This window comes from Arthrobacter sp. SAFR-179 (genome assembly GCF_059414945.1).
The window spans coordinates 116,852-141,930 of sequence record NZ_JBPFDM010000008.1; the positions used below are offsets into that span (position 1 = coordinate 116,852).

General features: G+C 66.1%; 24 protein-coding genes and 1 tRNA gene. 4 read left to right on the top strand and 21 right to left on the bottom strand.

Going from position 1 to position 25,079, the window contains the following annotated elements; all coding sequences use genetic code 11:
- Positions 1-21: 21 nt before the first annotated feature.
- The 4 genes from iolD to ACR65K_RS13860 form a co-directional block, all read right to left on the bottom strand.
- On the bottom strand, positions 22-1,974 hold the full coding sequence (gene iolD / locus ACR65K_RS13845; protein WP_440153508.1) for a 3D-(3,5/4)-trihydroxycyclohexane-1,2-dione acylhydrolase (decyclizing): 1,953 nt from the start codon (positions 1,972-1,974) through the stop codon (positions 22-24).
- Between the two features lie 29 nt (positions 1,975-2,003).
- Positions 2,004-2,942, bottom strand: a complete 939-nt coding sequence (locus tag ACR65K_RS13850) for a Cgl0159 family (beta/alpha)8-fold protein (RefSeq protein WP_440153438.1) — start codon at positions 2,940-2,942, stop codon at positions 2,004-2,006.
- Positions 2,939-3,943 carry a 5-dehydro-2-deoxygluconokinase gene (iolC, locus tag ACR65K_RS13855; protein WP_440153440.1) on the bottom strand — a complete coding sequence of 335 codons (1,005 nt, stop codon included), beginning with the start codon at positions 3,941-3,943 and terminating at the stop codon, positions 2,939-2,941. The genes ACR65K_RS13850 and iolC overlap by 4 nt, the downstream gene beginning before the upstream one ends.
- Positions 3,944-4,131: 188 nt before the next feature.
- On the bottom strand, positions 4,132-4,536 hold the full coding sequence (locus ACR65K_RS13860) for a tautomerase family protein (protein WP_056331242.1): 405 nt from the start codon (positions 4,534-4,536) through the stop codon (positions 4,132-4,134).
- 153 nt (positions 4,537-4,689) lie between these two features.
- On the opposite strand from ACR65K_RS13860, the gene ACR65K_RS13865 reads away from it, so the two are divergent.
- Both ACR65K_RS13865 and ACR65K_RS13870 read left to right on the top strand, forming a co-directional pair.
- The gene (locus ACR65K_RS13865; protein WP_056331239.1) at positions 4,690-5,049 is read left to right on the top strand and encodes an ArsR/SmtB family transcription factor; all 360 of its coding nucleotides are present in this window, start codon (positions 4,690-4,692) and stop codon (positions 5,047-5,049) included.
- On the top strand, positions 5,049-5,531 hold the full coding sequence (locus ACR65K_RS13870; protein ID WP_440153441.1) for an SRPBCC family protein: 483 nt from the start codon (positions 5,049-5,051) through the stop codon (positions 5,529-5,531). The genes ACR65K_RS13865 and ACR65K_RS13870 overlap by 1 nt, the downstream gene beginning before the upstream one ends.
- Here the strand turns inward: ACR65K_RS13870 and ACR65K_RS13875 are convergent.
- The 16 genes from ACR65K_RS13875 to ACR65K_RS13950 all read right to left on the bottom strand — a co-directional run bounded on the left by ACR65K_RS13875 (position 5,489) and on the right by ACR65K_RS13950 (position 23,499).
- Positions 5,489-6,295 carry a triose-phosphate isomerase family protein gene (locus tag ACR65K_RS13875; RefSeq protein WP_440153443.1) on the bottom strand — a complete coding sequence of 269 codons (807 nt, stop codon included), beginning with the start codon at positions 6,293-6,295 and terminating at the stop codon, positions 5,489-5,491. The genes ACR65K_RS13870 and ACR65K_RS13875 overlap by 43 nt on opposite strands.
- Positions 6,296-6,319: 24 nt before the next feature.
- Positions 6,320-7,666, bottom strand: a complete 1,347-nt coding sequence (locus tag ACR65K_RS13880) for an MFS transporter (RefSeq protein WP_056331228.1) — start codon at positions 7,664-7,666, stop codon at positions 6,320-6,322.
- Positions 7,667-7,756: 90 nt separating this feature from the next.
- The gene (locus ACR65K_RS13885) at positions 7,757-8,524 is read right to left on the bottom strand and encodes an SDR family NAD(P)-dependent oxidoreductase (protein WP_056331223.1); all 768 of its coding nucleotides are present in this window, start codon (positions 8,522-8,524) and stop codon (positions 7,757-7,759) included.
- Between the two features lie 32 nt (positions 8,525-8,556).
- Entirely contained in the window at positions 8,557-9,510 is a 954-nt protein-coding gene (locus tag ACR65K_RS13890; RefSeq protein WP_440153445.1) for a 3-hydroxyacyl-CoA dehydrogenase family protein, read from the bottom strand.
- The gene (locus tag ACR65K_RS13895) at positions 9,507-10,001 is read right to left on the bottom strand and encodes a ribose-5-phosphate isomerase (RefSeq protein WP_440153446.1); all 495 of its coding nucleotides are present in this window, start codon (positions 9,999-10,001) and stop codon (positions 9,507-9,509) included. The genes ACR65K_RS13890 and ACR65K_RS13895 overlap by 4 nt, the downstream gene beginning before the upstream one ends.
- A gap of 9 nt (positions 10,002-10,010) precedes the next feature.
- On the bottom strand, positions 10,011-11,732 hold the full coding sequence (locus tag ACR65K_RS13900) for a dihydroxyacetone kinase family protein (RefSeq protein ID WP_440153448.1): 1,722 nt from the start codon (positions 11,730-11,732) through the stop codon (positions 10,011-10,013).
- 44 nt (positions 11,733-11,776) lie between these two features.
- Positions 11,777-12,775, bottom strand: coding sequence for a sugar phosphate isomerase/epimerase family protein (locus ACR65K_RS13905; protein WP_440153449.1), 999 nt, complete (start codon positions 12,773-12,775; stop codon positions 11,777-11,779).
- Positions 12,776-12,908: 133 nt separating this feature from the next.
- Entirely contained in the window at positions 12,909-13,598 is a 690-nt protein-coding gene (locus ACR65K_RS13910; RefSeq protein WP_440153451.1) for a GntR family transcriptional regulator, read from the bottom strand.
- A 113-nt stretch (positions 13,599-13,711) separates the two neighbouring features.
- Complete coding sequence (locus tag ACR65K_RS13915) at positions 13,712-14,488, bottom strand: SDR family NAD(P)-dependent oxidoreductase (protein ID WP_056331206.1); 777 nt, start codon at positions 14,486-14,488, stop codon at positions 13,712-13,714.
- A gap of 9 nt (positions 14,489-14,497) precedes the next feature.
- Positions 14,498-15,847 carry an MFS transporter gene (locus tag ACR65K_RS13920; RefSeq protein ID WP_440153452.1) on the bottom strand — a complete coding sequence of 450 codons (1,350 nt, stop codon included), beginning with the start codon at positions 15,845-15,847 and terminating at the stop codon, positions 14,498-14,500.
- 221 nt (positions 15,848-16,068) lie between these two features.
- Positions 16,069-16,800 carry a FadR/GntR family transcriptional regulator gene (locus ACR65K_RS13925; protein WP_440153454.1) on the bottom strand — a complete coding sequence of 244 codons (732 nt, stop codon included), beginning with the start codon at positions 16,798-16,800 and terminating at the stop codon, positions 16,069-16,071.
- Between the two features lie 194 nt (positions 16,801-16,994).
- Positions 16,995-17,897, bottom strand: a complete 903-nt coding sequence (gene sucD / locus ACR65K_RS13930) for a succinate--CoA ligase subunit alpha (RefSeq protein WP_440153455.1) — start codon at positions 17,895-17,897, stop codon at positions 16,995-16,997.
- Between the two features lie 11 nt (positions 17,898-17,908).
- Positions 17,909-19,078 (bottom strand): ADP-forming succinate--CoA ligase subunit beta, encoded by a 1,170-nt coding sequence (gene sucC, locus ACR65K_RS13935; protein ID WP_440153457.1) that lies wholly within the window; start codon positions 19,076-19,078, stop codon positions 17,909-17,911.
- Positions 19,079-19,302: 224 nt separating this feature from the next.
- On the bottom strand, positions 19,303-20,019 hold the full coding sequence (locus ACR65K_RS13940; protein WP_440153459.1) for a hypothetical protein: 717 nt from the start codon (positions 20,017-20,019) through the stop codon (positions 19,303-19,305).
- 19 nt (positions 20,020-20,038) lie between these two features.
- A complete protein-coding gene (pcrA, locus tag ACR65K_RS13945; protein ID WP_440153510.1) occupies positions 20,039-22,585 on the bottom strand; it encodes a DNA helicase PcrA in 2,547 nt (848 codons plus the stop codon).
- A gap of 83 nt (positions 22,586-22,668) precedes the next feature.
- Complete coding sequence (locus ACR65K_RS13950; RefSeq protein WP_440153460.1) at positions 22,669-23,499, bottom strand: inositol monophosphatase family protein; 831 nt, start codon at positions 23,497-23,499, stop codon at positions 22,669-22,671.
- 32 nt (positions 23,500-23,531) lie between these two features.
- Between ACR65K_RS13950 and ACR65K_RS13955 the strand changes: the two genes are divergently transcribed.
- A complete protein-coding gene (locus ACR65K_RS13955) occupies positions 23,532-24,158 on the top strand; it encodes a hypothetical protein (RefSeq protein WP_440153461.1) in 627 nt (208 codons plus the stop codon).
- On the opposite strand, the gene ACR65K_RS13960 is transcribed toward ACR65K_RS13955, so the two are convergent.
- Positions 24,155-24,922, bottom strand: coding sequence for a DUF998 domain-containing protein (locus ACR65K_RS13960; protein ID WP_440153462.1), 768 nt, complete (start codon positions 24,920-24,922; stop codon positions 24,155-24,157). The two genes, ACR65K_RS13955 and ACR65K_RS13960, sit on opposite strands and share 4 nt — an antisense overlap.
- Positions 24,923-25,005: 83 nt before the next feature.
- Between ACR65K_RS13960 and ACR65K_RS13965 the strand changes: the two genes are divergently transcribed.
- Positions 25,006-25,078, top strand: a tRNA-Arg gene (locus ACR65K_RS13965).
- Position 25,079: the final 1 nt, after the last annotated feature.

The window sequence follows — 25,079 nt, forward strand, 5'->3', positions numbered from 1 at the left end:
GGGTCTTGGAGGGAGCAGGCGTCAGCCGAGCAGTTTGCGCTGGCGTGACTTGTGGTCGACGTAGGTCTGGAAGGCCTGCTTGGTGGAGTCGAGTTCGGAGACCTGGGAGACGGGGACGTCCCACCAGGACTCGGAGGACGGTGCGTCCAGGAGAGGATCGGATTCGACGTGGATCAGGATGGGTCCGCTGCGCTCCGGAGCGGCCTTGGCATCGCGGATGGCCTGCTCGAGTTCGGCGATGACCTTCTCCCCCGGTTCGATCCGGATGACCTTCACGCCCAGGGACTCGGCGTTCAGGGCCAGGTCCACCGGCAGGGTCTCGCCTTCGTCGAAGCTGTGCTGTTCCTCGTTCAGTGCCCGGTACTGGGTGCCGAACCGCTGGGAGCCGAGGGATTCGGAGAGGGAGCCGATGGAGGCGTAGCCGTGGTTCTGGATCAGGACCACGATCAGTTTGATGCGTTCGGCGACGGCGGTGACCAGTTCGGTGTGCATCATCAGGTAAGAGCCGTCCCCCACCATGACGACGACGTCCCGGACGTCCGCGCGGCCCTCGCCGCCCGCCGTCGTACTTTCCGCCGCTTCTGCAAGCGCTGCACGCTTGACGCCGAGGCCGCCCGGGATCTCGTAGCCCATGCAGGAGTAGGCATATTCGACGTGGTAGCCGAACGGGTCCCGGACGCGCCACATCTTGTGCAGGTCCCCGGGCAGGGACCCTGCCGCGCAGATGACCACGTCTCGGGGATCCATGGCCCGGTTGGTGGCGCCGATGATCTCATTCTGGGCGGGCAGCGGGGTGTAGCGGGTGTCGAAGGCCTCGTCCACGGTGGCATTCCAGCGCTTCTTCTCGGCCGCGACGCGTCGCTCCAGGTCGGCGCCGACCCGGTAGCCGCCCAGTGCCGCGTTGAGCTTCACCAGCGCCTTGCGGGCATCGGCCACGATCGGGAGCGTGGTCCCGTGCTTATAGGCATCGATCGGGGCCACGTTGATGTTGATGAAGCGCACGTCCGGGTTCTGGAACGCGGTCCGGGACGCGGTGGTGAAATCCTCGTAGCGCGTGCCGATGCCGATGATCAGGTCCGCCTCGGCAGCGATGGTGTTGGCCGCCGTCGTGCCGGTGGAGCCGATGGCGCCCAGGGAGTGCTGGTGGTCCCAGGGCAGGACGCCGACGCCGGCCTGGGTGTTGCCCACCGGGATGCCGGTCAGCTCCACGAACTTCGCGAGTTCGTCATTGGCGTAGGCGTAAAGGACGCCGCCGCCGGCGATGATCAGCGGGCGCTTGGCAGCCCGGATAGCGGCCGCGGCGCGGGCGATGTCGTCGTCGTCGGCCTCCGGGCGGCGGATCCGCCACTCCCGCTCGGCCAGGAACTCCGCCGGCACGTCGAAGGCCTCGGCCTGGACATCCTGCGGCAGCGAAATGGTCACGGCCCCGGTCTCGGCGGGATCGGTCAGCACGCGCAGGCCGTGGTGGAACGCGGAGAACAGCTGCTCGGGGCGGGTGACGCGGTCGAAGAACTTGGACAGCGGCCGGAACGCGTCGTTGACGGTCAGGTCGTACGCGTAGGGCTGTTCCAGCTGCTGCAGCACAGGGTCTGCCGCGCGGGTGGCGAACGTGTCAGACGGCAGCAGCAGCACCGGAAGCCGGTTGGTGGTGGCCAGCGCGGCACCGGTCAGCAGGTTCGAGGAACCCGGGCCGATCGAGGTGCTGACCGCGTAGGTCTGGCGGCGGCGGGTGTGCCGGGCGTATCCCACGGCCTGGTGGACCTGGGCCTGTTCGTTCCGGCCCTGGTAATACGGCATGATGGCCGGGTCCAGCTGCTGGTACTGCTTCAGGGCCTGGCCCACACCGGCCACGTTGCCGTGCCCGAAAATACCGAACGTGCCCGGAATGAGCCGCCCGCGGTACTCAACGCCGTTGACCGAGTCAACCGTGTACTGCTTGGAAAGGTATTCGACGACGGCCTGCGCCACCGTCATCCTGCGCGTTCCTGTTGTTGTGCCCATGGCTAGTTCTCCGGGATTTCAGTGGTGTGGTGCAGCAGCGAGGCGGCGCTGGCGACGGCGCCCGCGACATCCCCGTCTGCCGGGTAGAGCAGGGTCCGGCCAACCGTGAGGCCCTGGACGCCGGGAAGCGCCAGTGCGGCCTGCCAGGACGCAAAGACCTCGTCCTGGGTCCCGTCCGGGTCCCCGCCCAGCAGGACGGTGGGCATGGTGGTGGCGGCCATGACGCGTTCCATTTCGGCCACCACGGGAAGCTTCATCCAGGTGTAGGCACTGGTGGAGCCCAGGCCCTCGGCGATGGCGATGGACTTGATCACGGCGTTGGTTGACAGGTCGTTGCGGACCCGCCCGTTCTCGCGGACAGACAGGAACGGTTCCACCATGGCGATCAGCTTCCGCTCCGCCAGCGAATCGATGGCCTTGGCGGTGGCTTCCAGGGTTGCGACGGTGTCCGGATCTCCCAGGCAGATGCGGGTGAGCATCTTGCCGCCGTCGGCCCCCAGGGCCTCCAGGGCGGCGGCCGTGTGGCCGGTGAAGCGGTCGTCGAACTCATTGACCAGCCCGGACAGGCCGCCGCGGTTCATGGAACCGAACACCAGCTTGCCGTCCAGGGCGCCCAGCAGCAGCAGGTCATCCATGATGTCCGGGGACGCCAGGACACCGTCGACGGCGGGATTGGCCAGGGCGATCTGCAGCCGGTCCAGCAGCTGCCGCCGGTCAGCCATGGCCACCGGATCGGATCCGACGGCCAGGGCACCGCGGGCCGGGTGGTCGGCGGCGACGATGAAGTTCTGCCGGCCGGATTTCAGGCCTGGATGGCGTCGGCGGGACTTGGCGGCGCGGGCCACGGCCTCCGGGTCTTCCAGCCGGATAGTGCTCAGGTGCTCATAGCGGCGCGGATCGTCGTCCACTGCGTTGTTCGAGGCTAACGGGGTAAGGGTCACAATGCTGCTCCTTCGGGAATCGAGGCGCCCGGAACCGCGCGGCCGCGTTCGGCCAGCAGCGAGGTGACCTCGTCCGGCGTCGGCATGGCATCGGCGCAGGAAAGGCGGGAAGCAACAATGGCGCCGGCGGCGTTGGCGTAGTCCAGGACCTGCCCCAGGGGCCAGCCCGACAGCAGCCCGTGGCAGAACGCGCCGCCGAAGGAGTCGCCGGCACCCAGGCCGTTGAGGGTTTCCACCGGGACGGGAGCGGAGACCACGCGTTCGGTGCGGGTCTTGGCCATCACGCCTTCCGCGCCAAGCTTGACGACGGCGATTTCCACGCCGGCGGCCAGGAGCCGGTCTGCCTGCTCATCCGGGGTGCCTTTACCCACGGCCACGGCGCATTCCTTGTCGTTGCCGATGGCGACAGTGACATGCGGCAGGATCTTGGCGACCTCGGCACGGGCCTCCTCTTCCGATGCCCAGAACATGGGCCGGTAGTCCAGGTCCAGGATGGTGTACTGCCCCTCGGCCAGGCCGGTGCGGGGACGGGCCTGGTGGGCGGCGATGTGGGCGCTGCGGGAGGGTTCCTGGCACAGGCCCGTGACGGTGGACCAGAAAATCCCGGCTCCGCGGATGGCGTCGAGGTCCAGTTCCCCGGCCTCGATCTGCAGGTCCGGCGCGGTGGGGAACCGGCCGTAGAAGTACAGCGGAAACTCGTCCGTGGCCGGCTTGATGGCGCAGAAGGTCACCGCGGTGGGCCAGTCCTTGACCGGCGTGACGTAAGTGTCATCGACGTTGAACTTGTGCAGTTCGCGGTGCAGGTAGGTGCCGAACGGATCATCCCCGGTGCGGGTGATGACGCCGGTGCGGCGTCCGTGGCGGGCTGCTGCAACGGCGACGTTGGATGGCGAACCGCCAAGGTATTTGCCGAAGGAATCAACGTCCTCCAGGCCAACCCCGATGTCGTTCGGGTAGATATCAACGCTGATGCGCCCGATCGTAAGAAGCTCGTGGGTCACGTGAATCGTGGACCTTTCTGGTGTGGAACTCGAATCCTTTGAGGGGCAGGAGTTCCGGGACTGGCAGGCCGTGGTGTGGGCCACAGGCACTACTTTGCCCTAGATCGAATGTCCTGTCAAAGGTTTGTACTGACATACTTACAACGGGTATTGCGATACGCCCATCCCCCAATGAATGGGCGCTTCTCCTACTTCTTGGGAACGGCCAATTCGCCCGTCACGTACTGGGCGCGGCCAAAGCCGAAGGACCAGTCGCCGGCAGTGTTTTCGACATACCCAATGAAGACGTCCTCACCTGCCACGCCAACTGCCGCGAGCTTTTCGGCCACCGCCGCGAAGAGCCGCTGCTTGGCTTCCTGCGAGCGCCCGCCCTGGGTGAAGATCTGGATCATGACCACACCTCCGGTGCGCTCGAACCCCAGTCCGGCATCCTGCGCGAAGATCTGGCCCTGCGGGTGCTCGGTCAGGATATGGAAGTAGTCCCGCTCCGGAATGCCGTACTCGGCAAGGATTGCATCGTGGATTCCGCGGCTGAGCTGCTGCAGGTCCTCGGCGGTGCGCCCTTCATTTACGTCAATGCGGACCAATGGCATGGAACTTCTCCTTCACATAGTTTGTACTGACATACTAACAAACTGCGAATCCAGCAGGCAAGGGCTTCAGGCCTTGAAGCGGCACGAGGAGGGGGCTACGCTTAGACAACCAACTGGTTGATAAACCGGAAGGTTGTAGAGAAACGGATAACAATGAACTCGGAAAGTGCGGCCTTGGACTCGGCCTTCATGGCCTTGGCAGATCCCGTGCGAAGGAGCATCATTGCCCGGCTCAGCCGGGGCCCGGCAACAGTGAACGAATTGGCAGAACCATTCGAAATCTCCAAGCAGGCGGTTTCGAAACATATCCAGGTGCTCGAGCAGGCGGAACTGGTGACCCGAAGCAGGGACGCCCAGCGCAGGCCCGTCCACCTGAACCCGGCGCGGCTTGAGGCGCTGACCGCATGGATCGACCGCTACCGGTTGGTGCGTGAAGGGCAGTTCCGCAGCCTGGATGCCGTGCTTAGATCAAACACCGCGGACAGCGGCGATCAATCCTCCAAGGAGTCATGATGAGCAATTCCCTGAAACTCAGCGTTCCCGAGGGCGTCCCCTTCATCGATTTTGAGCGCGAGTTCGATTTTCCGGTCGCGGACGTGTTCCGCGCGCACAAAGAGCCGGACCTCATTGTCCAGTGGCTGGGCCCGCGGGGCATGAAGATGGAAATCGGCCACTACGACTTCCGCACGGGCGGCAGCTACAGCTACCTGCACACGGGACCGGACGGGCTGGCCTACGAGTTCAAGGGCATCTTCCACACGGTCCGGGACAACGAATTCGCCATCCAGACGTTCGAGTTCGGCGGGTACCCGGATGTGGTCAGCCTGGATTTCATGACGTTTGAGGACCTGGGCAACGGGCGGACCCGGCTGCGGGGCCACTCCGTCTACCCCAGCCAGGAGGCGCGCGACGGCATGGCGCAGTCCGGCATGGAGGGCGGCATAAGCGAAGGTTACGAGCGGCTTGAGGAATTGCTGGCCGGGGCGCGGGTCTGAGTTAAGGCAAGGGCCTCGTCCAGTACGCGGCCCAGGTTTCCGGCGTCGTGGGCAAAGCGGCCCAGGAAGAGCCCGTCCGCGGCGGGGAGCTGCGGCAGCAGCCCGGGCCCGGCGCTGCCGCCGTAGATCAGGGGGCAGTCCGGACCCAGCTCAGCACGGAGCAGGTCCAGCACGGAGTTGACGTGGTGCGGCGGGGCGGGCGCCTCTGCGCCGATGGCCCACACGGGTTCGTAGGCCAGCACCAGGCGGTCCAGCAGCGCGGGGTCCCCGCCGGTGGCTGCATGGACCTGTCCGGCGCAGAAATCCGCGGCAGCACCGGCGTCGAGCATGTCCGGCTCACCGATGCACAGCAGCGGGGTGAGGGAATGGCCGACGGCGGCGCGCACCTTGCGCGCCACCACGGCGTCATCTTCGGCGAACAGCCGCCTGCGTTCCGCGTGGCCGATTTCGACCAGCGTGACGCCGAGCTCGGCCAGCATGCCGGGGCTCACTTCGCCGGTCAGGGGCCCGTCTCCCCAGGCGCAGTTTTGTGCGCCCAGCAGGACGGGCGAGCCGGCCAGGATCCGCCCGGCCGGTTCCAGGACCGGGAAGGAAGGGATGACGAAGACCCGGACCGCGGAGTCCTTGCCCAGTCCGGGCCTTTCGTCCACAACGGAGCGCACCTCCGACAGCCAGCGCAGGCTTGCCTGGTATCCCAGGTACATTTTGGTGCTGACACCGACGTAGACGGTGCCGTTGCCTGTGCTGCTGCCGGAGGTGCGCATTGGGTTTCCTCTTACTTTTGGTGCTCAGTCGAGCAGGTCGTCGGCCTTGTTCTTGAACCGCTTGGTGGCGTACATCATCGCTGCGGCCACGAAGGGCAGGACGCCCAGGGCGTAAACACCCATGGAGCCGGTGGGTGAGTGTGTGGCTTCGTTGACGGCCGTCCGGAGGATGGGTGCGACAAATCCGCCCAGGTTACCCAGCGAGTTGATCAAACCGATACCTGCCGCGGCCGCGGAGCCGGCCAGGAAAGCGGTGGGATAGGACCAGACAACAGGGCCCACTGCCAGGAAGCTGCACACGGCCAGGGTAATGAAGATCATCCCCAGGACCGGCTGGTGGTTGGTCCCCGCCCAGGCTGAGCCGAAGATGCACAGGCCGGTGGAGAGGAACAGGATGGTGCCGAACTTCCGCCGCTTGGCCACGGTGTCCGCGGCCTTGCCGATGAAGTAGCAGGAGAAGATGCCGAAGAACCACGGCACGGCGATCAGCAGGCCGACGGCGAGTCCCACCTTCTGCCCTGTCAGCGAGGAGACCTGCTGCGGCAGGAAGAACGTCACGCCGTAGACTGCGATCTGCAGGCAGAAGTAGATGGCGGTGAAATACCAGACGCGGCCGTTGCGCATGGCGGCGAGGATGCCCCGGGGACCGTGTTCGTCCTTGATGTTGTCCTCAAGTGCCATGACTTCCTTCAGCGCGTACTTCTCCTCCCGGTTGAGGAACTTCGCCTTTTCAGGACCGTTGATGAGGAAGAAGAACGCGGCGATGCCTGCCAGGACGGCCAGCATGCCTTCAACGAAGAACATCACCTGCCAGCCGCGCAGGCCCGGCACCTGGTCGCCGATGTTGATCAGCCAGCCCGACAGCGGGTTGCCGATCATCTGCGAGAACGGCTGGGCCAGGTAGAAGATGGCGAACATCTGGACGCGCACCTTGTTCGGGAACCATTCGGCCAGGTACATGATCACGCCCGGGAAGAGGCCGGCCTCAGTCACGCCGAGGAGGAACCGCAGGATCACGAACGAGGTCTCGCCCTGGACGAAGGCGAAGCACGCGGAGACGATGCCCCAGGTGATGGCGATGCGTGCCAGCCAGATCTTGGCGCCGACCTTCTTGAGCAGCAGGTTGCTGGGAATCTCGAAGATCGCGTAGCCAATGAAGAAGATACCTGCGCCGAGGGCGAAGGCCGCTGCGGACACCCCCTTGTCCGCGCCCAGTGCCGCCTCGGCAAAGCCGACGTTGGTGCGGTCCAGGAATGAAACGACGTACAGGATAACCAGCATCGGCATGAGCCGGCGGGCCGCCTTGAAGATTGCGGACTTCAGGACCGGACGGGCCAGAAGTTCCTTGGATGTTGCGGTGGTTTCGGACACAACACTCTCCTTCGAGTGGTGACATTGATGATTTCCCTGCGGGCCGGCGGCCCGCAGGCTTTGAGTGGTGGCTCCCCGGCGGGGTGCCAGTCAGTGCATGTACAGTCCGCCGTCGACGTTGAGCGTCTGGCCCGAGATGTAGCCGGCGTCTTCGCCAATCAGGAAATGGATGGCGGCCGCCACATCGCGGGGGCTGCCCACGCGGTTCACCACCAGGTCCTTGACCAGCTCATCCTTGCGTTCCTCGCTCAGCGTGCCGCCCATGATGTCGGTGTCGATGGGGCCAGGAGAGATGGCGTTGACGGTGATGTCGTACTCCCCCAGTTCGCGGGCGGTGGCGCGGGTCAGGCCGATGACGCCCGCCTTGGCCACGGAGTACGGCGTCTTGCTGAAGGTCCCGCCGCCGCGCTGGGCGGAGACGGAGGAGATGTTCACGATCCGCCCCAGCCGGTTCCTGGCCATCGATTCGGCGGCCCGGCGGGTGGCGTAGTGGACCCCGTTCATGTTGATGCTGAGGACGCGGTCCCATTCGGCGGCGTCCAGGTCCAGGTACGGCACCGGGGAACTGACGCCCGCAATGTTGGCCAGGGCCACCAGCTGCGGAAGTTCGGCCTCGATTTCGTCGATGGCAGCCCGGACCGATGCTTCGTCGGCGATGTTGGCGCCGGCACCGTGGGCTTTGACGCCGTGCTTTTCCGCCAGCTCCTTGGCCACCGCCTTGCAGGCGGCATCATCGAGGTCGACCACACCGATGTTCCAGCCGCGCTCGGCGAGGTAGTCGGCTGTTGCGCGGCCGATGCCGCGTTCGGAGACCGCACCGGTAACGATAACGGTGCGGTCTGCGGGGAATGCTGTCATGAAGTGTTCCTTTGTGTGGAGGGCCGGCGCGCTCAGGACAGCGGGGCCGGGCCCAGTTCCTCGATGAGCTTCTGCATGGCGACGTACGCCTTGTTCCGGTAGGCAACCAGGGCTGCGGTGCGGTCAGCGGGGACGTCGAGGAACCCGGAGCCGGTCTTGGTGCCCAGCTGGCCGGCGTCGACCTTGTCCTGCAGGATCTTCGGGGTGGCGAACCGCTCCGGGAAGCCGGTCTGCAGCGACTTGTAGCAGAAGGCGTAGACGTCCAGCCCGGCCATGTCGGCGATGGCGAAGGGGCCGAAGAACGGCAGCCGGAAGCCGAAGGTGGTGCGGACCAGGGTGTCCACGTCCTCGGCGCTGGCGATGCCTTCCTCCACTACCTGGGCGGCTTCGTGGAAGAGGGCGTACTGGAGCCGGTTCAGCACGAAGCCGGTGACGTCCTTGACCGTGGCTGTTTCCTTGCCGGTCTCCCCCACGATGGTGCGGGCGGCCTGGACCGTTGCCTCGGAAGTTCCTTCGTGCGGGATGACTTCCACGCCGGGGATGAACGGGGCAGGGTTGGAGAAGTGGACGCCCAGGAAGCGCTCCGGGTTGTCCACCACCTCGGCCAGCTTGGCGATGGAGATGGTGGAGGTGTTGGAGCCGATGATGGCGTCGGGGCGGGCGGCGGCGCTGATCCTGCCCAGGGTGGCGTGCTTGATCTCCAGGACCTCGGGCACTGCTTCCTCGATGTACTCGGCGTCAGCTACTGCTTCCTCGATGTCCTTGGCGGCCCAGAGGTTCTCCTTGAGGAGGTCCGTGGCGTTGGCCGGGAACAGGCCGGCCGCCACGAACTCGTCGGATTCCTTCAGCAGCCGCTCGTAGTTGCCTTGCGCGATTTCTGCGGAGACGTCGGCCAGTGCCACGCGGGCTCCGGCGAGCGCCAGGACCTGGGCGATTCCGCCGCCCATGTAGCCGGAGCCGACGACGGCAATGTTACGGGTGCTCATTTGGTTTCAAGTCCTTCCGACGCGCCCTCATAGGAGCAGATGGCGTCTACTTTTGCCGCGGATGCGGAGTTTTCATCGAAGCGGTAGTTGAGCCACTCGCCCACCAGCTTCTTGGCAAGTTCCAGGCCGATGACGCGCTGGCCCAGGGTCAGCACCTGCGCGTTGTTGGACAGCACGGAGCGTTCCACGGAATAGCTGTCGTGTGCGGTGACGGCCCGGATGCCCGGTACCTTGTTGGCCGAAATGGCCACGCCCAGGCCGGTGCCGCAGATCAGCAGCGCGCGGTCCGCTTCGCCGGCGGCCACCTTGCGGGCTGCGGCGACGGCCAGGTGCGGATAGGCCGTGGAGTCGTCGGCGCCGACTCCTACGTCCTCCACCGACGCAACGCGCGGGTCCGCCTCCAGCAGTTCGCGCAGGGCATTCTTGTATTCCACGCCGGCTTCGTCGTTGCCGACGACGATGCGCCAGCCTGGCTGGGTGTTCTCGGTCATGGGGTCTCCTTAGTTGCTTTCAATCGAAGCGGCGTAGTCGGCCACCCGGCGGGCGATGAGGCCGAAGGACACTGCCCCGGGATCAGGGTGGCCCAGGCTCTTTTCCGCCAAAGGCCGGGCGCGGCCTTTCTTCGGGCTGAGCCCGGCAGTCGCGTCAGCGGCCTCTGCCGCCGCCTCCGCTGCCGCACGAAGGCTGCCGGCCAGGCTGCCGCCGTCGTAAATTGCCTTGGCGAAGGTGTCAGCGAACGGAAGCAGCGCGTCCACCATGGTCTTGTCTCCGGCTTCGGCCTTGCCCAGGGTGATGATGGCGTCGCGAAGGGCATTGACGGCCGCCGCTGCGTCTGCTGCGGTATAGGCATCCTTGCTGCCAAGGGTCCTGCCGACGGCGGTAACGGCCGCGCCCCACAGGGCCCCGGAGGTACCGCCGGCGCGCTCGGCCCACTGCTCCCCCGCCGCCGCGAGGACTTCCTCCAGGCCGGCGCCGCCGGCATGGGACTTTTCCGCAGCAGCAACGGCCGCGTCCACGCCGCGCCGCATGCCGATGCCGTGGTCGCCGTCCCCGGCGATGGCGTCCAGCTTTCCGAGCGCCTCCTCGTGTTCGACGACGACGGCGCGCGCCTCCTTCAGCGCACCCACCGCCTTGGCGGCCAGGGCAGTGGAGGCTGCCGTGGCTGACAGCGCGGGCGCTGTGGCAGCCTCAGCCAGGGCGTCGACGGACCGTGCCCGGCGCGGGGCCAGGTTGCCCTTGCGGAAGGCAGGGGTGTCAGCCGGCGCGGCCCAGAACTTCTCCAGTTCCTCATCCAGCCAGAACAGCGTCAGGGACAGGCCGGACATGTCCAGGCTGGTCACCAGTTCACCGCACTCCGGCTCAACGATCTCGAGTCCGGCATCGGTGAGCAGCGTCTCGATCCTGCCGAACAGCAGGAAGAGTTCGTCGTACTTGACCGTTCCCAGGCCGTTGAGGATGGGGACCACCCGCCGGCCTGCGGCGTCCGGCTTGTCCTTCAGCAGCCCGTCCACCAGCAGCCTGGCCAGTTCGCTGGCGCTGGGCAGGGGCTGTTCGGAGATCCCCGGTTCGCCGTGGATGCCCAGTCCCACCGACATCATGCCTTCGGGCACGGTGAAGAGGGGCTCGGTCGCACCGGGGAGGGTGCAGCCGGCGAAGGCCACGCCCAGCGAACGGGTGTGGTGGTTGGCCTTGATGGCGAGCCGTTCCACCTCGTCCAGGTCCAGCCCGGCCTCTGCCGCTGCGCCGGCCACCTTGAAGACGGTAAGGTCACCGGCGATGCCGCGGCGCTTGCCGATCTCGTCAAGGGACGCACTGGCGATGTCATCGGTCACCAGCACCGTGCGGGTTTCGATGCCTTCAGCGTTCAGCTTCTCCTGCGCCTGCCCGAAGTGGAGCACGTCGCCGGCATAGTTGCCGTAGCTGAGGAGGACACCGCCGCCGGTCTGGGAGGCTTTGGCCACCCGGTACACCTGCCCGGCGGAGGGGGAAGCAAACATGTTGCCGCAGGCGCTTCCGGCGGCAAGCCCGGCGCCCACCAGGCCGGCGAAGGCCGGGTAGTGGCCGGAACCGCCGCCAATGACGACTGCCACCTGGCCCTCAGGTGATTCGGTGGAGCGGACAACGCCGCCGTCCACGCGGGCCACGTACTGGCGGTTGGCTGCAACGAAGCCGTCGAGGGCGTCGTCGGCGAACTGCGCGGGATCGTCAAATATCTTTGTCATGATTCCTCGTTGAACCGGTTGGGTCGGTTGGGATGCCTGCGGGACTAGCGTGCAGGGACCGCGGCAGGTGTTTGCCGGCCCTGGGCCACCAGGCTGGTGCCCAGTGCGTAGCTGTCCCGCTTCGGGAGGACCTGCCGGCGCAGGTAGTCCTGGTTCGCGGCCGTGACGCTGAGGCCGTCGCCGCCGTAGTGCTCGGTGCAGATGATGCCCTGGAAGCCCACCGAGATGGCGAACTGGAAGGCTTCGCGGTAGCTGATGAGGCCGGATTCCATGGGCGCCGGCATGGCAACGTAGTGGTCCCGGGCCTGGTCCTCGTCCCGGATGTAGTTCTTGACGTGCCAGTAGTTGGAGTAGGGCAGCGTCTTGTGGACCAGCTCACGCCAGTCCTCGATGGGGCGGTGCAGGCGGATCAGGTTCCCCAGGTCCGGGTTCAGGCCAACGTTGGGCAGGTCGATGTCCTGGACCAGCTGGACCGAGGAGTCTGCGGTGCCGAGGTACGTGTCCTCGTACATTTCCAGGGAGACCAGGAGCCCCAGTTCCGCGGCGTGCTTGCCCACTTCGCGGATGCGGGTGACCGCGTTGTTCCAGGTTTCCTTATCCCCTGCCGGGTCCTTGTGGCCTTCAACGGTCCAGAACCAAAGCTGCTTCTGCTGCTCCGCGGTAATGGCCTGGTGCAGGCCGATCGAGACCACCTCGCAACCGAGCTGGGCGGCGGCTTCGAGGGTCCGGTGCGTGTAGGCCAGGTTTTCCTCCCACTTGCCTTCTTCGATCACGCTGCGGCGGATGGCGGAGATGGAGGGAAGCCCCAGGCCGGCGGCGGTGGCGGCGGCCTTCAGTTCGTCCAGCCGGGCGCTTGAGAGATCGCCGGGGCGCACCCAGCTGTCGGTGAGGTCGGCGTTGGTGAAGCCGGCGTCCGCCACTTCTTCGAAGACCTGCTGCCAGTCGCTGGCGGGGGCGTCCTGGACGGAGGTTCCGTCCGGTTTGGTTCCGGGGAACTGCAGCAGGGCAGCGGCGATGGGCCAGTTTTCAGCGGTGTACGGCATTGTCACTCCAGATTTCAGAATCGCATTTCCTATAGGATCTACGCTTGGCTTGGATCCTGTCAAGGGGTTGTTTGGTGCTCCCTCTCGGAAGCTGGTGAAGGAAGGGCCGTTACGGTGGCCCTGAGGGGACGTGCTAGCTGCGCACTTCGCTGTCGTGCTGCGAGCGCTGCTTGACGCCTTCAATGTGGTCGATCATTTTTTGCCGGGCCAGCTCGGCGTTGCCGGCTACGAAGGCCTTAAGGATTTCGGTGTGCTCGGAGATGGCATAGTCGGCATCCGTCACGCCCAGGCCGCCGAAGAAGCGGAAGCGCTGCACTTGGCCGCCCAGCGCGTTGTAGGCGGACAGCAGGAACTGGTTGTCCGCAGACTCGGCGATGAGCCGGTGGAAGCGTTCGTCGGCTTCCCAGTAGGCGCGGAACTCCGCGAAGGACGGCCCGCGGGGCGCTGCCTTCAGGTCCTCGATCGCCTGCTCCAGCTGCCCCGTCAGCTGCGGGTCTGCATGCCTGCAGGCCATGAACGCATTGGCCGGTTCGATGACCAGGCGGGCGTCCATCAGGTCGGCAAGTTCCTCCGGGGAAAACAGCGGGGCCACGCGGTAGCCGCGCAGGGCCGCTCTCCGTACCATCCCGGTCGCTTCCAGCCGGGCGAGCGCCTCGCGTACCGGCGTCGGGGAAACGTCCAGCTCCCTGGCCATCCCGTCGATGCTGACGGGCGTTCCTGCTTCGAGCCGGCCGTCCATCAGGGCAACAAGAAGCGCTTCGTAAACGTGGTCGGCGAGGACCTGCCTGCTCACGCCGCCGGAAGCTTGGTTCTTGGTTGCCATGTAGAAATCCTATAGCCGGAAAGCGCGCCGGAGCGCGTGGATGAGGTGGTCCCGGGCACGCCTGCTGGTGCCCTGCGGCCGGGCGGCCGCAGGGCACCAGCAGGAAGTGGTGGTCAGGAGACCTGGAGGCCGCCGTTGATGTCGTAGGTGGCGGCGGTGATGTAACCGGCGTCCTCGCCAAGCAGGAACGCGATCAGCGCTGCCACTTCCTCGCGGGTTCCCACGCGGCCCATCATGATGCCCTCGGACATCTGGGCCTTGCGCTCGTCCGTCAGGGTGCCGCCCATGATGTCCGTGTCGATCGGACCGGGGGCAATGGCGTTCACGGTGATGTTGTGCCCGCCCACTTCGCGGGCCAGGGCACGGGTGAAGCCAAGGATGCCGGCTTTCGACGCACTGTAGGCCACCTTGGAGTAGGTGCCGCCGCCGCGCTGGGCCGAAATGGAGGAGATGCTGACGATCCTCCCGAGTTCGCGCTCGATCATGCCCCGAAGGACGCGCTGGGAAACAACGAATGTGCCGCGCATGTTGATGGCGAAGACCTTGTCCCATTCCGCCACCGTGGTTTCCATGAAGGGCGTGGGTGAACTGATTCCCGCAAGGTTGACCAGACCGACGATGGGCGGAAGCGTCTGCTCGATCTCGGTGATGGCACGGTCAACCGATGCCTCGTCCGAGACGTCGGCGCCCACGCCGATAGCCTTGACGGCACGGCTGGAGCCGATTTCCGCCGCCGCGGCCTTCGCATCCTCTGCGTTGATGTCCAGGATGGCGATGGACCAGCCTTCGCTGGCCAGGCGGTCTGCGGTTGCCCGGCCGATCCCGCGGGCCGATGCGGCCCCGGTCAGGACCGCGGTGCGCTCTGCGGGAAAAGTGTGCTGTGTAGTCATTGGTGCGTCCTAGTGTGTTTCGGCGGCAGGAATCGTGGCCCCGGGGGCGGAGACACCTTCCGGCCGTTTGCGTGCGTAAAGGTAAGTGGCTGCAGCGGTGATGGCGAGGCAGGCGGCCAGGAACACCAGCCCGCTCTGGCTGTTTCCGGTGGCGTCCTTGAGGATGCCCACGATGTAGGGCGCTACGAAGCCACCCAGGTTGCCCAGGGAGTTGACCATGGCAAGCCCGGCAGCGGCAGCGGCACCGGTGAGGGCTGCGGAGGGCATGGCGAGGAACGGTGCGATGGCGGAGTAGATGCCCATGGCGGCGAGGGTCAGGAACACCATGGCCAGCACGGCGTTGACCGGCAGCAGGAAGCCTGCGCCCAGGAGGCCGACGGCGGCGAGCACCATGCTGATGCTGGCATGCCACACGCGGTTGCCGGTTCGGTCCGAGCGCTTGCTCCAGAAGTAAACGAACACCGCTGCGATGGCGTACGGGATGAAGACGATGAAGCCCACCTGGGTGGAGTCGAACTTGCCCAGCGCCTTGACGATGGTTGGCAGCCACAGGCCCAGTCCGTAGATGCCGCAGACCAGGCCGAAGTACAGAGCCGAGTAGGCGATGGTGCGGGGGTCCTTCAGGCCGGCCAGGAAGTTGTGGTTGCCTGACTTCTGCTTGTGCGCCAGTTCCTCAGCCATGGTGGTGGAAAGCCATTCGCGTTCTTCCGGCTTGAGCCACTTGGCGTGTTCGGGCCGGTCAGTCATAACGAAGGGCGTGATGATGCCCAGGATGATGGCGGGAATGCCTTCAATGATGTAGAGCCACTGCCAGCCGTGCAGGCCTGCCACGCCTTCCAGGTTCAGGAGCAAGCCGGACACCGGTGCGCCGAGGGCGTTGGAGATGGGCTGGGCCAGGATGAAGATACCCAGCACCGTTACCCGCTGCGCTGCGGGGAACCACAGGGTCAGGTAGAAGAGGATGGCAGGGAAGAAACCGGCCTCGGCGGCGCCGAGCAGGAAACGGATGATGTAGAAGGTGGTTTCACCGTTCACCAGGAACATGGCCGTGGCAAAAATGCCCCAACTGATGAGGATGCGGGCAATCCACTTGCGGGCGCCATAGCGGTACATGCCGCCGTTGGATGGGATCTCGAGCAGCGCATAGCCGAGGAAGAAGATTCCGGCGCCCAGGCCGTAGGCGGCCTCGGTCAGGCCGATGTCCCCCTGCATTCCGAGCTTGGCGAAGCCGACATTGTTCCGGTCCAGGTAAGCAATGAAGTAGAGAAGGACGATCAGGGGCATAAGCCTCCGGCGGACCTTGCGGAGGGTGGTCTCGCCCAGCTCGCTGAGGGCGGGGGCGGCAGCGCGGGAGGTCATCGCTGGCCTCCCAGTGTGATGGGGGAACCCTCGAAAGGGGAATGCGCGCGCATAACGGCTCCTTTGGCTGGCGGCATTTTTGGGGAAGTTGATATCAGATGTCTGATGTCTGTATGAGATTCTAATCACAGGTACCGGGAGCGTCAAACACGAGTGCCGACGGTGCCGGCGCGCATGCCGATAGGAGGCAAATACCCAGTTGGGAGGTGGCTCAGACAGGCCTAGCGGGCACCGGCTCCGGAGGGGCTGGACACGGCGAGGTAGCGCTCATAGTCCTCGAAGGTCTGGGTGATGTGCGCGTCCATGGTGGAGCGCGCGGTGGCCGGGTCCCCGGCGGCGATAGCGGCCAGGACCATCTTGTGATGGTGGATGGCGTGGCGCTGAACGTCCGGGAAGGCGGAGGTTTCGCGCCTCATCGCGTACAGCAGGGTGGACAGCTGGCCAAGCAGGGCCGGCACAAACGGGTTGCCGGACGCCCGCAGGACGGTGTCGTGGAAGGCGATGTCGGCCACGGTCAGCGCGTCCACGTCGCCGGCGTGATGCGCCGCTTCCATCTGCTCCACGCTGTCCTGCAGTGCGGCGAGGTCAGCCGGCCGGTGGCGGGAGGCAGCGAGTTCCGCCGCGCCGGTTTCCACCATGCGGCGGACTTCGAGCAAACGAAGCGCCACCTGGTCCGAGGCCACTCCCCGGGAGGCTGAGCGCATAATGGCGTCCAGTCCCGTCCAGCGCTCGGGCGGGTTGACGAAGGTGCCCAGGCCGCGCTTTACGTACACGACGTCCTGCGCCTTCAGCACTTTCATGGCTTCGCGGGCTGTCAGCCTGCTGACACCGGACTCCTTGGCGATGTCAGCCTCCGGCGGCAGGGCGTCGTCGGCCTTGATCTCGCCACTGAGGATGTGCTCAAGGACCTTGTCCACGACGGCGTCGACCAGGGTGGGTCGCTTCTCTGCCATCCGTCATTCCCCTGCCTGCGCGCCCCGGGCGCCCCGATTTTCCTTCCTCAACATTACTCGACGCGCTGGGGCACCCGCTTCCGGGCCGCCGTCGTTCGTCAAACAGCAAAGTTCGTTAAACAGCAAACGCGGGGCCATCCCTTGCCGGTCCAGGGCGGACCGGGCCGGGAATGGCCCCGCGCTGTGCGGTACTGCTAGAGGGCTGAGTAGACCTCGCGGAGCAGCTTGGCGGTCTCGGACGGCGTCTTGCCGACCTTGACGCCGGCGGCCTCGAGCGCTTCCTTCTTGGCCTGGGCGGTACCGGCGGAACCGGAAACGATGGCGCCTGCGTGGCCCATGGTCTTGCCTTCGGGAGCCGTGAAGCCGGCGACGTAGCCGACGACCGGCTTGGTCACGTTGGCCTTGATGAAGTCGGCTGCACGCTCTTCGGCGTCACCGCCGATTTCACCGATCATGACGATGGCCTTGGTCTCGGGGTCAGCTTCGAACGCGGCCAGGGCGTCGATGTGGGTGGTGCCGATGATGGGGTCGCCGCCGATGCCGATGGCGGTGGAGAAGCCCAGGTCGCGCAGTTCGTACATCATCTGGTAGGTCAGGGTGCCTGACTTGGAGACAAGGCCGATGGGGCCCTTGCCGGTGATGTTGGCCGGGGTGATGCCCACCAGTGCTTCGCCGGGGGTGATGATGCCGGGGCAGTTCGGGCCGATGATGCGGGTGACCTGGTTGCCGTTGGCGTCCACCTTGGACTGGGCCAGGGCCCAGAATTCGGCGGAGTCCTGGACGGGAACGCCTTCGGTGATCACAACGACCAGGCCGATGCCGGCCTCGATGGCTTCAACAACGGCGTTCTTGGTGAATGCCGGCGGTACGAAGACGATGGAGACGTCGGCGCCGGTTTCCGCCATGGCTTCCTTGACGGTGCCGTAGACGTTGATTTCCTTGTCCCCGTGCAGGACCGTGGTGCCGGCCTTGCGGGCGTTGACGCCGCCGACGATGTTGGTGCCGGCCTTGAGCATCAGGGCGGTGTGCTTGGTGCCTTCACCGCCGGTGATGCCCTGGACGATGACCTTGGAGTCCTTGTTCAGATAAATAGACATGGTGCGTCCCTTTACTTCGCTGCGTTGGCGAGCTCGGCGGCCTTGTCGGCGCCCTCGTCCATGGTGGCGGCCAGGGTAACCAGCGGGTGGTTGGCCTCGGTGAGGATGCGGCGGCCTTCCTCGACGTTGTTGCCGTCGAGGCGGACTACCAGCGGCTTGTTGGCGGAGCTGCCGAGTTCGGCCAGTGCACCCACGATGCCCTTGGCAACAGCGTCACAGGCGGTGATGCCGCCGAAGACGTTGACGAACACGGACTTGACCTGCTCGTCGCCCAGGATGACGTCCAGGCCTGCGGCCATGACCTCTGCCGAGGCTCCGCCGCCGATGTCCAGGAAGTTGGCAGGCTTGACGTTGCCGTGGTTTTCGCCGGCGTAGGCGACGACGTCGAGCGTGGACATGACCAGGCCGGCGCCATTGCCGATGATGCCTACTTCGCCGTCGAGCTTGACGTAGTTGAGGTCCTGCGCCTTTGCCTTGGCCTCAAGCGGGTCTGCAGCGTCCTTGTCCTCGAGCTGCGCGTGCTTCGGGTGCCGGAAGTCGGCGTTCTCGTCGAGGGAGACCTTGCCGTCGAGGGCCAGGATGTCACCGTTGCCGGTCTTGACCAGCGGGTTGACCTCCACCAGGGTGGCGTCTTCCTTCTTGAAGACGTCCCAGAGCTTCAGGATGACGCCTGCCACCTGGCCGCGGAGTTCCTCGGCGAAGCCGGCGGCTGCGACGATTTCGTCGGCCTTGGCCTGGTCGATGCCCACGGCGGGGTCGATGGCGATCTTTGCCAGCGCTTCGGGGCGTTCGACGGCGAGCTGTTCGATTTCCATGCCGCCTTCAACCGAGCACATGGCCAGGTAGTTTCGGTTGGCCCGGTCCAGCAGGACGGAAAAGTAGTACTCCTCGGCAATGTCGGCACCCTGGGCGATCATCACCTTGTTGACGGTGTGGCCCTTGATGTCCATGCCCAGGATGTTGGTGGCGTGCTCAAGCGCCTCGTCGGCGGACTTTGCCACCTTGACGCCGCCGGCCTTGCCGCGGCCGCCTACCTTGACCTGTGCCTTGACAACGGTTACGCCGCCGATCTTCTCGGCAGCTGCCTTTGCTTCTTCTGGGGTGTACGCCACGATGCCGGCAAGCACGGGTACACCGTGCGCCTCGAACATATCGCGCGCCTGGTATTCAAACAGGTCCACGGTTTAGTGTCCTTCTACGTCGAAGTAGTTTCTGTACAGTCGGACACCATCGAATAGGACGATGACCGGGCTGCGGATTGCACGCACCGGCGGCCTGTTGGAAACGAGCCACGCGGCGTGATGCTCCATGGGGAACTCTAGTCCTTTGGAGGGACCGGGCCGTCCCAGACTACCTCTTATGTGAGTAAGCACACTATTCTATGGAGCGTAGAAAAACCGCGGATTTACGGGGTTTTTAGGCCTTCCGCCTGCGGGGATGCGCTGCTTTTGGCCGGGCCCGGGAGCAGTTCGTAACGTTCTGGGGAAATGAAGAATCCGACGCCGGCGGAGACATTTCCGCACGCCACGCCGCCGTTGTAGGCCGAACAGCGCAAGCCATTGCGTTCGAGGTTCTGCCCGTCGGCCAGCACAGGCAGTTGGGTCAGCGGTCCGGCCTTGGTGCCCGCGGGCCCGTAGGCCGCTTCCATCGGCGTGACGCCGGAACGGCATTCCCCGTAGCGTGCGGTGTCCGGCGACAGCAGGGCCACGCCACCCAGGTAGCCAAGGTGGGTTCCGGCGCAGTCATCCTTGACGTCGCCGGGTTGGGGAGGCTGATAGGTGGCAAGCCCGCAGTGGGCCACCGGGACAATGGGCAGCTTGTTGTTGGCAGCATCGCTGTAGCTGTTCTGCTCGTACGGCAGGTTCACGTGGTCCCCGCGCGCGGACGTCAGGGAACAGGCAATGGTCCGGTCCGCGGTGATGAAGGACAGGACGTCGCCTCCGCTGGAGAAGGCCTTCGCGTCAGCCAGGGGCGCCTTTTCCAGCTGCTCCATGGGAGGCAGCGGCGCCGGTGGAACGTACGAAGGGTCCTCGGTGGTCACGCTGCACCCCGAGGTGGCGGCGGCGGTGACCAGGAAAAGGGCGGCGAGCATCCCCCATACAGTGCGTCGCATGGGCTCCATTATGCCCGCCGCGGACGGCTTAGGCGTCCAGCTTGGTCAGCGGTGCGTACCGCAGGAGGAGGCGCTTCTCGCCAACATCGAACTTCACCTTGGCTACGGTCTTGTCCCCCGCCCCTTCAAGCGCCAGCACGGTTCCGTTGCCGAAGCTGGTGTGGTTGACTTTGTCCCCCACGCTGACGGCAATGACTTCCTTCTGCGGCTGCACCCGGTTCTTGGCGATGAACGCCGGAACGTCGGCATTGAACCCGGCGGAGGAGTCCGCCGCTGCGCCGCGGGCAGTGCCGGCGCCCCAGAAGGAGCCGCTGTAACGGCCCGACCCAATGGAGCCGCCGCCCCAGCCGCCGGCCTGCCTGCTGGTTCCTTCCCGTTTCCATTCCAGGAGCTCGGCCGGGATTTCCTCCAGGAACTGGCTGGCGGGGTTGTATTGGCTCTGGCCCCACATGCTGCGTACTTCGGAACGGGTTACGTACAGCCGCTTGCGGGCACGGGTCAGCCCCACATAGGCCAGGCGCCGTTCCTCGGCCAGTTCCTTGGGATCGGTGGCGGAGCGCTGGTGCGGGAAGAGCCCGTGCTCCATGCCGGTCAGGAAGACCACGGGGAATTCCAGGCCCTTGGCGGTGTGCAGGGTCATGAGGGTGACCACGCCTAGCCGCTTGGCTTCGGCCACGGCGGCGTCAATGTCCGCGCCGGGGGCGTCCGGGATCTGGTCGGCGTCGGCTACAAGGGAGACCTGTTCCAGGAATGCGCCGAGGCTGCCTTCCGGGTTCTCCTGCTCGTACTCGCGCACCACCGCCACGAGTTCGGCCAGGTTCTCCACGCGGGATTCGTCCTGCGGATCGGTGCTGGAGCGCAGTGCGGCAAGGTAGCCGGTCTGTTCCAGGACGGCCTCCAGCGCGGCGGCCGCTCCGGATCCGGCGGCTACCTCGGCGAGGTCGTCCAGCATCTTCACGAAACCCAGGACTGCGTTGACGGACCGGGTGGCCATGCCGGGCGCCTGGTCAGCGCGGCGGGCAGCTTCCATGAACGACGTCCGCTCACGCTGGGCCAGGGCTGCGACGGCGCCTTCGGCACGGTCGCCGATGCCGCGTTTAGGTTCATTCAGCACGCGGCGGAGGTTGACGTCGTCATCCGGGTTCACCAGGACGCGCAGGTACGCCAGGGCGTCCTTGATTTCCTTCCGCTCGTAGAAGCGGGTGCCGCCCACCACCTTGTACGGCAGGCCCACGCGAACCAGGACGTCTTCGATGGAGCGGGACTGGGCGTTGGTCCGGTAAAAGATGGCGACATCGCCCGGGCGCAGGTTTTCCTCGTCCTGGAGCCGGTCGATTTCCTTGGCGATGAACTGCGCTTCGTCATGTTCGTTTTCGCCGACGTAGCCGATGATCTTGTGGCCTTCGCCCTCGGCGGTCCACAGCCGTTTCTCCGGCCGGTTGGGGTTCCGCGAAATGACCGAGTTGGCGGCGCTCAGGATGTTCTGGGTGGAGCGGTAGTTCTGCTCCAGCTTGATGGTGCGGGCTTCCGGGTAGTCCTTTTCGAACTCCACGATGTTCCGGATGTCCGCGCCGCGGAAGGCGTAGATGGACTGGTCGGAGTCACCCACCACGGTGAGCTCCGACGCGGCAGGGCCCTCCCCCACGATTTCCCGCACCAGGGCGTACTGGGCGTGGTTGGTGTCCTGGTATTCGTCCACCAGGACGTGGCGGAACCGGCGGCGGTAGGAATCGGCCAGCGCGGGGAAGGCACGGAACATGTAGACGGTCTCGGCGATGAGGTCGTCGAAGTCCATGGCGTTGGCCTGCCGGAGCCGCTGGGTGTAGCCCTTGTAGACGTCCGCCACCGCATGTTCAAAGGGGTCGTTGTAATTGGCCGCCGAGGCAAAGGAATCCGCGTCAATGAGTTCGTTCTTCAAGGCCGAGATCTTGTGCTGGATGGCCTTGGGGGCGAACTTCTTGGGGTCCAGGTCCAGGGCCTTGGACACCTGGGTGACCAGCCGCAGGGAGTCCGCGGAGTCGTAGATGGAGAAGTTGGATTTCAGGCCGACGTTGGCCGCTTCCTGCCGCAGGATCCGTACGCAGGAGGAGTGGAACGTGGAGATCCACATGATTTTGGCGCGCCCGCCCACTAGGGCTTCGATGCGCTCCCGCATCTCCGCGGCCGCCTTGTTAGTGAAGGTGATGGCCAGGATTTCGCCGTGGTGTGCACGGCCGGTGGCGATCAGGTACGCGATCCTGTTGCTGAGCACGCGGGTCTTGCCGGACCCGGCACCGGCGACGATCAGCAGTGCCGACCCGGCATGCTTGACCGCCTCCTCCTGCTGCGGGTTCAGTCCCTCCAGGAGCTGTGCGGCGTCCGGGCGGCGGCTGTGGTGCCGGCCGTCGTCGTGCCTGTCCCCATGGTTCCAGGCGCCATCGTTCCGGGCTCCGTTGTCTTGCTGCAGGCCGCCATGACTGGCCGGTATTCCACCGGGCCCGGCCGTGGTGGCAACACCCTCCGGCCCCGTCCTGGTGCGGGCGGCGGCGGCGGGAGCGGCCTTGAACGGTCCGTCAGAGTACGGGTCAAACAACATATCCATGGTGCATACAAGTCTAGGCGGTGGGACCGACAACGCCTTCCAGCCTGTGGATTACTCCCCCAGCGCCGGCAGCCGCCTCAGCTGACCGAGCCTGACTGGAGCGCCGCACGCAACTGATGCACCGCCGTCGTTCCTCCTGCCAGGAACCACTCCAGGCCGTTGACGCGGACGGTGTCCACGGCGCCACCGGCGGCACGGACGATCGCCTTGCCCGGCAACCAGTCCCATTCCGGGCAGCTGTGCTGGAACCAGCATCCCAGCTGCCCGTCCGCCACGCGGCCCAGGTCGCAGGACCCGGAGCCCAGCATACGGAGGGACGCCGCTGAGGTGGCGGCGGCGTGCCAGGGCATGGCGCACATCGGGTCCATCAGCCAGGTGGGGTGGATATAGGTGGCCGCCCCAAGTTCGGCGACACTGGTGGCGTTGCGTTTGCCGCCGTCGTCGCTGAAAACGGTGAGGAGGTCACCGTTCAGTGTGGCGGGCCGGTCGCGGCCGCCCAGCCACAGCTTGTCCTCCTCCGGCTGGAAGATGGCGCCCAGCACTGCGTCGCCGCGGTCCTTGAGGGCGATGGCGGAGCACCAGTACGTGGAGCCGTGCAGGAAGTTGTAGGTGCCGTCCACGGGGTCGATCACCCAGGTGCGGCCGCTGGTGCCCTGGACGGAGGCGCCTTCCTCCCCCAGGATGCCGTCCTCCGGCCGGCAGCGCTGCAGCTGCTCCAGAACATAGGCCTCGGCTGCGTGGTCCGCTGCTGTCACAACGTCCGAGACGGAGGTTTTTTGTTCCGACTGCAGGCCGGCCATGCGCATGAGGAGCGCCAGCTGCCCGGCTTCACGGACCAGCGCCGCCGCCAGCTCGTAGTCGTCCAGTGAGGGGTCAAGAACAGCTGCGCTGTGTCGGCCAGTGGTCATGGCTTCAGTTTATGGGGCGGGATAATGGTGCCATGGCCAAAACCCCTGCCCAGCGGATCAAGAAGCACGGCGCCAAAGCGGTTGTACCGCAGCACCAACTGCCACCGGTGCTCAACCCCACCACCAACCGGACGCCGGAGAAGGCGCAGGGCAACAGCACCCTGATCGTCATTGCCGGCGTGGTGGCCAGCCTGTTCCTCTTCTGGTACCTGCACCTGCTGACCCTGGACCAGCTCACGCAACTCACCAAAGGCCTGGCCATGCCGGACTCACTCGTCGGCGGGTTCGATCCCGCCTACATCGGCCGCCTGCAGGGGGAGATGAACGGCGACGCCCTGGGCCAGCTGAACTACGTCCACAAGACCGCCGGAACCCTCTTCCCGCTGATCTTCGGGTTCACCTGGCTGCTGCTCATTGGGACCAATGTGGCGCGGAAGGCGCTGCGCTGGGCTCTGTGGGCCGTGCCCATGCTGTTCGTGGTGGTCCGGTTGTGGGGAAACGTTGCCATTGACGCCATGATGGCGTCGGAAGGTCCCGACGCCGGCCAGGTTGCCCTGGCGTCCAGCCTCACCGTTGCCGGCTGGGTGCTTTTGGTGTTGAGCCTGCTGGCCGGGGCCGCAGCGGTGTTCCTGAACAGGCGGACACGGAACCAGGCCTAGGCCGCGGTTACCCGGGCGGCAGCAGCCCGCCGTTCCTTCCGGTGCCGGTGCACCCGCTGGGCAATGACCAGCCCGGAGGCGGCCATGCCGACGGTCACGGGATATCCCATCAGCCGTTCCAGTGTGCCGGGCTCCGGAACCATCATGTGTGTCAGGCCGCCCGTCGCCACCGCGGCCAGGGAGACGGCGCCGCATGCCAGGATGAACCACGCCATGCCCGTTTTGCGGAGCCAGAGCAGGCCGAGCACCAGCAGGGCAGCGCCGCCGGCCAGGAAGTACGTGACCGCACCCCAGTAGTGCCATGGGGAGCCAACGTCCTCGGGCACCAGGCCCACCACCACCGTCCCGGCACCCGCGGCACCCGTGAGCAGCCGGACGGCGGCGGCCGCGAGCCACGGCTCCTTCCGGCCCCAATCGATCCGGATACCGGGCCGGGCTGCCACGCGCAGCAGCCCCGACGTCAGCAGCAACGCCCCCACCAGCATGCCGAGCCCCTGGACCACGAACGAGGCATTCATCAGCCAGTTCAACGGTGAGCAGACGTCCCGGCCGGAGAAGGTGCCGCAGTGGAGGGCGCCCAGGTCGCTGATGTACCCGGTGCGCAGATCGTAGGGGCGGGGTCCGGCCCATGCCATGGCCACGGCGGCCTCCGCGGCGAAATACTGCAGCACGCTCAGGATGGCCCAGGCCCCGATGTACTGGCGGGTGGAGGCAACATTCGGGATGAAGGCGGCGGCGGGAGCGGCAGTGGGGGCTGGACTCATGCCTTGAGCGTAGTACGGCCCCGCACCTTGTATGCTTGTAACCGTGTCCGGACGGACCGGCCCCGCCGAACCACCGGACACCCGCCCTCGTAGCTCAGTGGATAGAGCACGGCTCTCCTAAAGCCGGTGTCGTTGGTTCGATTCCAATCGAGGGCAC

Excerpts from the sequence above, each read along its gene's own strand:
- iolD (WP_440153508.1), bottom strand. The coding sequence starts at position 1,974 with ATGACGGTGGCGCAGGCCGTCGTCGAATACCTTTCCAAGCAGTACACG.
- ACR65K_RS13860 (WP_056331242.1), bottom strand. The coding sequence starts at position 4,536 with ATGCCATTGGTCCGCATTGACGTAAATGAAGGGCGCACCGCCGAGGAC.
- ACR65K_RS13865 (WP_056331239.1), top strand. The coding sequence starts at position 4,690 with ATGAACTCGGAAAGTGCGGCCTTGGACTCGGCCTTCATGGCCTTGGCA.
- ACR65K_RS13870 (WP_440153441.1), top strand. The coding sequence starts at position 5,049 with ATGAGCAATTCCCTGAAACTCAGCGTTCCCGAGGGCGTCCCCTTCATC.
- ACR65K_RS13875 (WP_440153443.1), bottom strand. The coding sequence starts at position 6,295 with ATGCGCACCTCCGGCAGCAGCACAGGCAACGGCACCGTCTACGTCGGT.
- ACR65K_RS13885 (WP_056331223.1), bottom strand. The coding sequence starts at position 8,524 with ATGACAGCATTCCCCGCAGACCGCACCGTTATCGTTACCGGTGCGGTC.
- ACR65K_RS13890 (WP_440153445.1), bottom strand. The coding sequence starts at position 9,510 with ATGAGCACCCGTAACATTGCCGTCGTCGGCTCCGGCTACATGGGCGGC.
- ACR65K_RS13895 (WP_440153446.1), bottom strand. The coding sequence starts at position 10,001 with ATGACCGAGAACACCCAGCCAGGCTGGCGCATCGTCGTCGGCAACGAC.
- ACR65K_RS13900 (WP_440153448.1), bottom strand. The coding sequence starts at position 11,732 with ATGACAAAGATATTTGACGATCCCGCGCAGTTCGCCGACGACGCCCTC.
- ACR65K_RS13905 (WP_440153449.1), bottom strand. The coding sequence starts at position 12,775 with ATGCCGTACACCGCTGAAAACTGGCCCATCGCCGCTGCCCTGCTGCAG.
- ACR65K_RS13910 (WP_440153451.1), bottom strand. The coding sequence starts at position 13,598 with ATGGCAACCAAGAACCAAGCTTCCGGCGGCGTGAGCAGGCAGGTCCTC.
- ACR65K_RS13915 (WP_056331206.1), bottom strand. The coding sequence starts at position 14,488 with ATGACTACACAGCACACTTTTCCCGCAGAGCGCACCGCGGTCCTGACC.
- ACR65K_RS13920 (WP_440153452.1), bottom strand. The coding sequence starts at position 15,847 with ATGACCTCCCGCGCTGCCGCCCCCGCCCTCAGCGAGCTGGGCGAGACC.
- ACR65K_RS13925 (WP_440153454.1), bottom strand. The coding sequence starts at position 16,800 with ATGGCAGAGAAGCGACCCACCCTGGTCGACGCCGTCGTGGACAAGGTC.
- sucD (WP_440153455.1), bottom strand. The coding sequence starts at position 17,897 with ATGTCTATTTATCTGAACAAGGACTCCAAGGTCATCGTCCAGGGCATC.
- ACR65K_RS13940 (WP_440153459.1), bottom strand. The coding sequence starts at position 20,019 with ATGGAGCCCATGCGACGCACTGTATGGGGGATGCTCGCCGCCCTTTTC.
- pcrA (WP_440153510.1), bottom strand. The coding sequence starts at position 22,585 with ATGTTGTTTGACCCGTACTCTGACGGACCGTTCAAGGCCGCTCCCGCC.
- ACR65K_RS13950 (WP_440153460.1), bottom strand. The coding sequence starts at position 23,499 with ATGACCACTGGCCGACACAGCGCAGCTGTTCTTGACCCCTCACTGGAC.
- ACR65K_RS13955 (WP_440153461.1), top strand. The coding sequence starts at position 23,532 with ATGGCCAAAACCCCTGCCCAGCGGATCAAGAAGCACGGCGCCAAAGCG.
- ACR65K_RS13960 (WP_440153462.1), bottom strand. The coding sequence starts at position 24,922 with ATGAGTCCAGCCCCCACTGCCGCTCCCGCCGCCGCCTTCATCCCGAAT.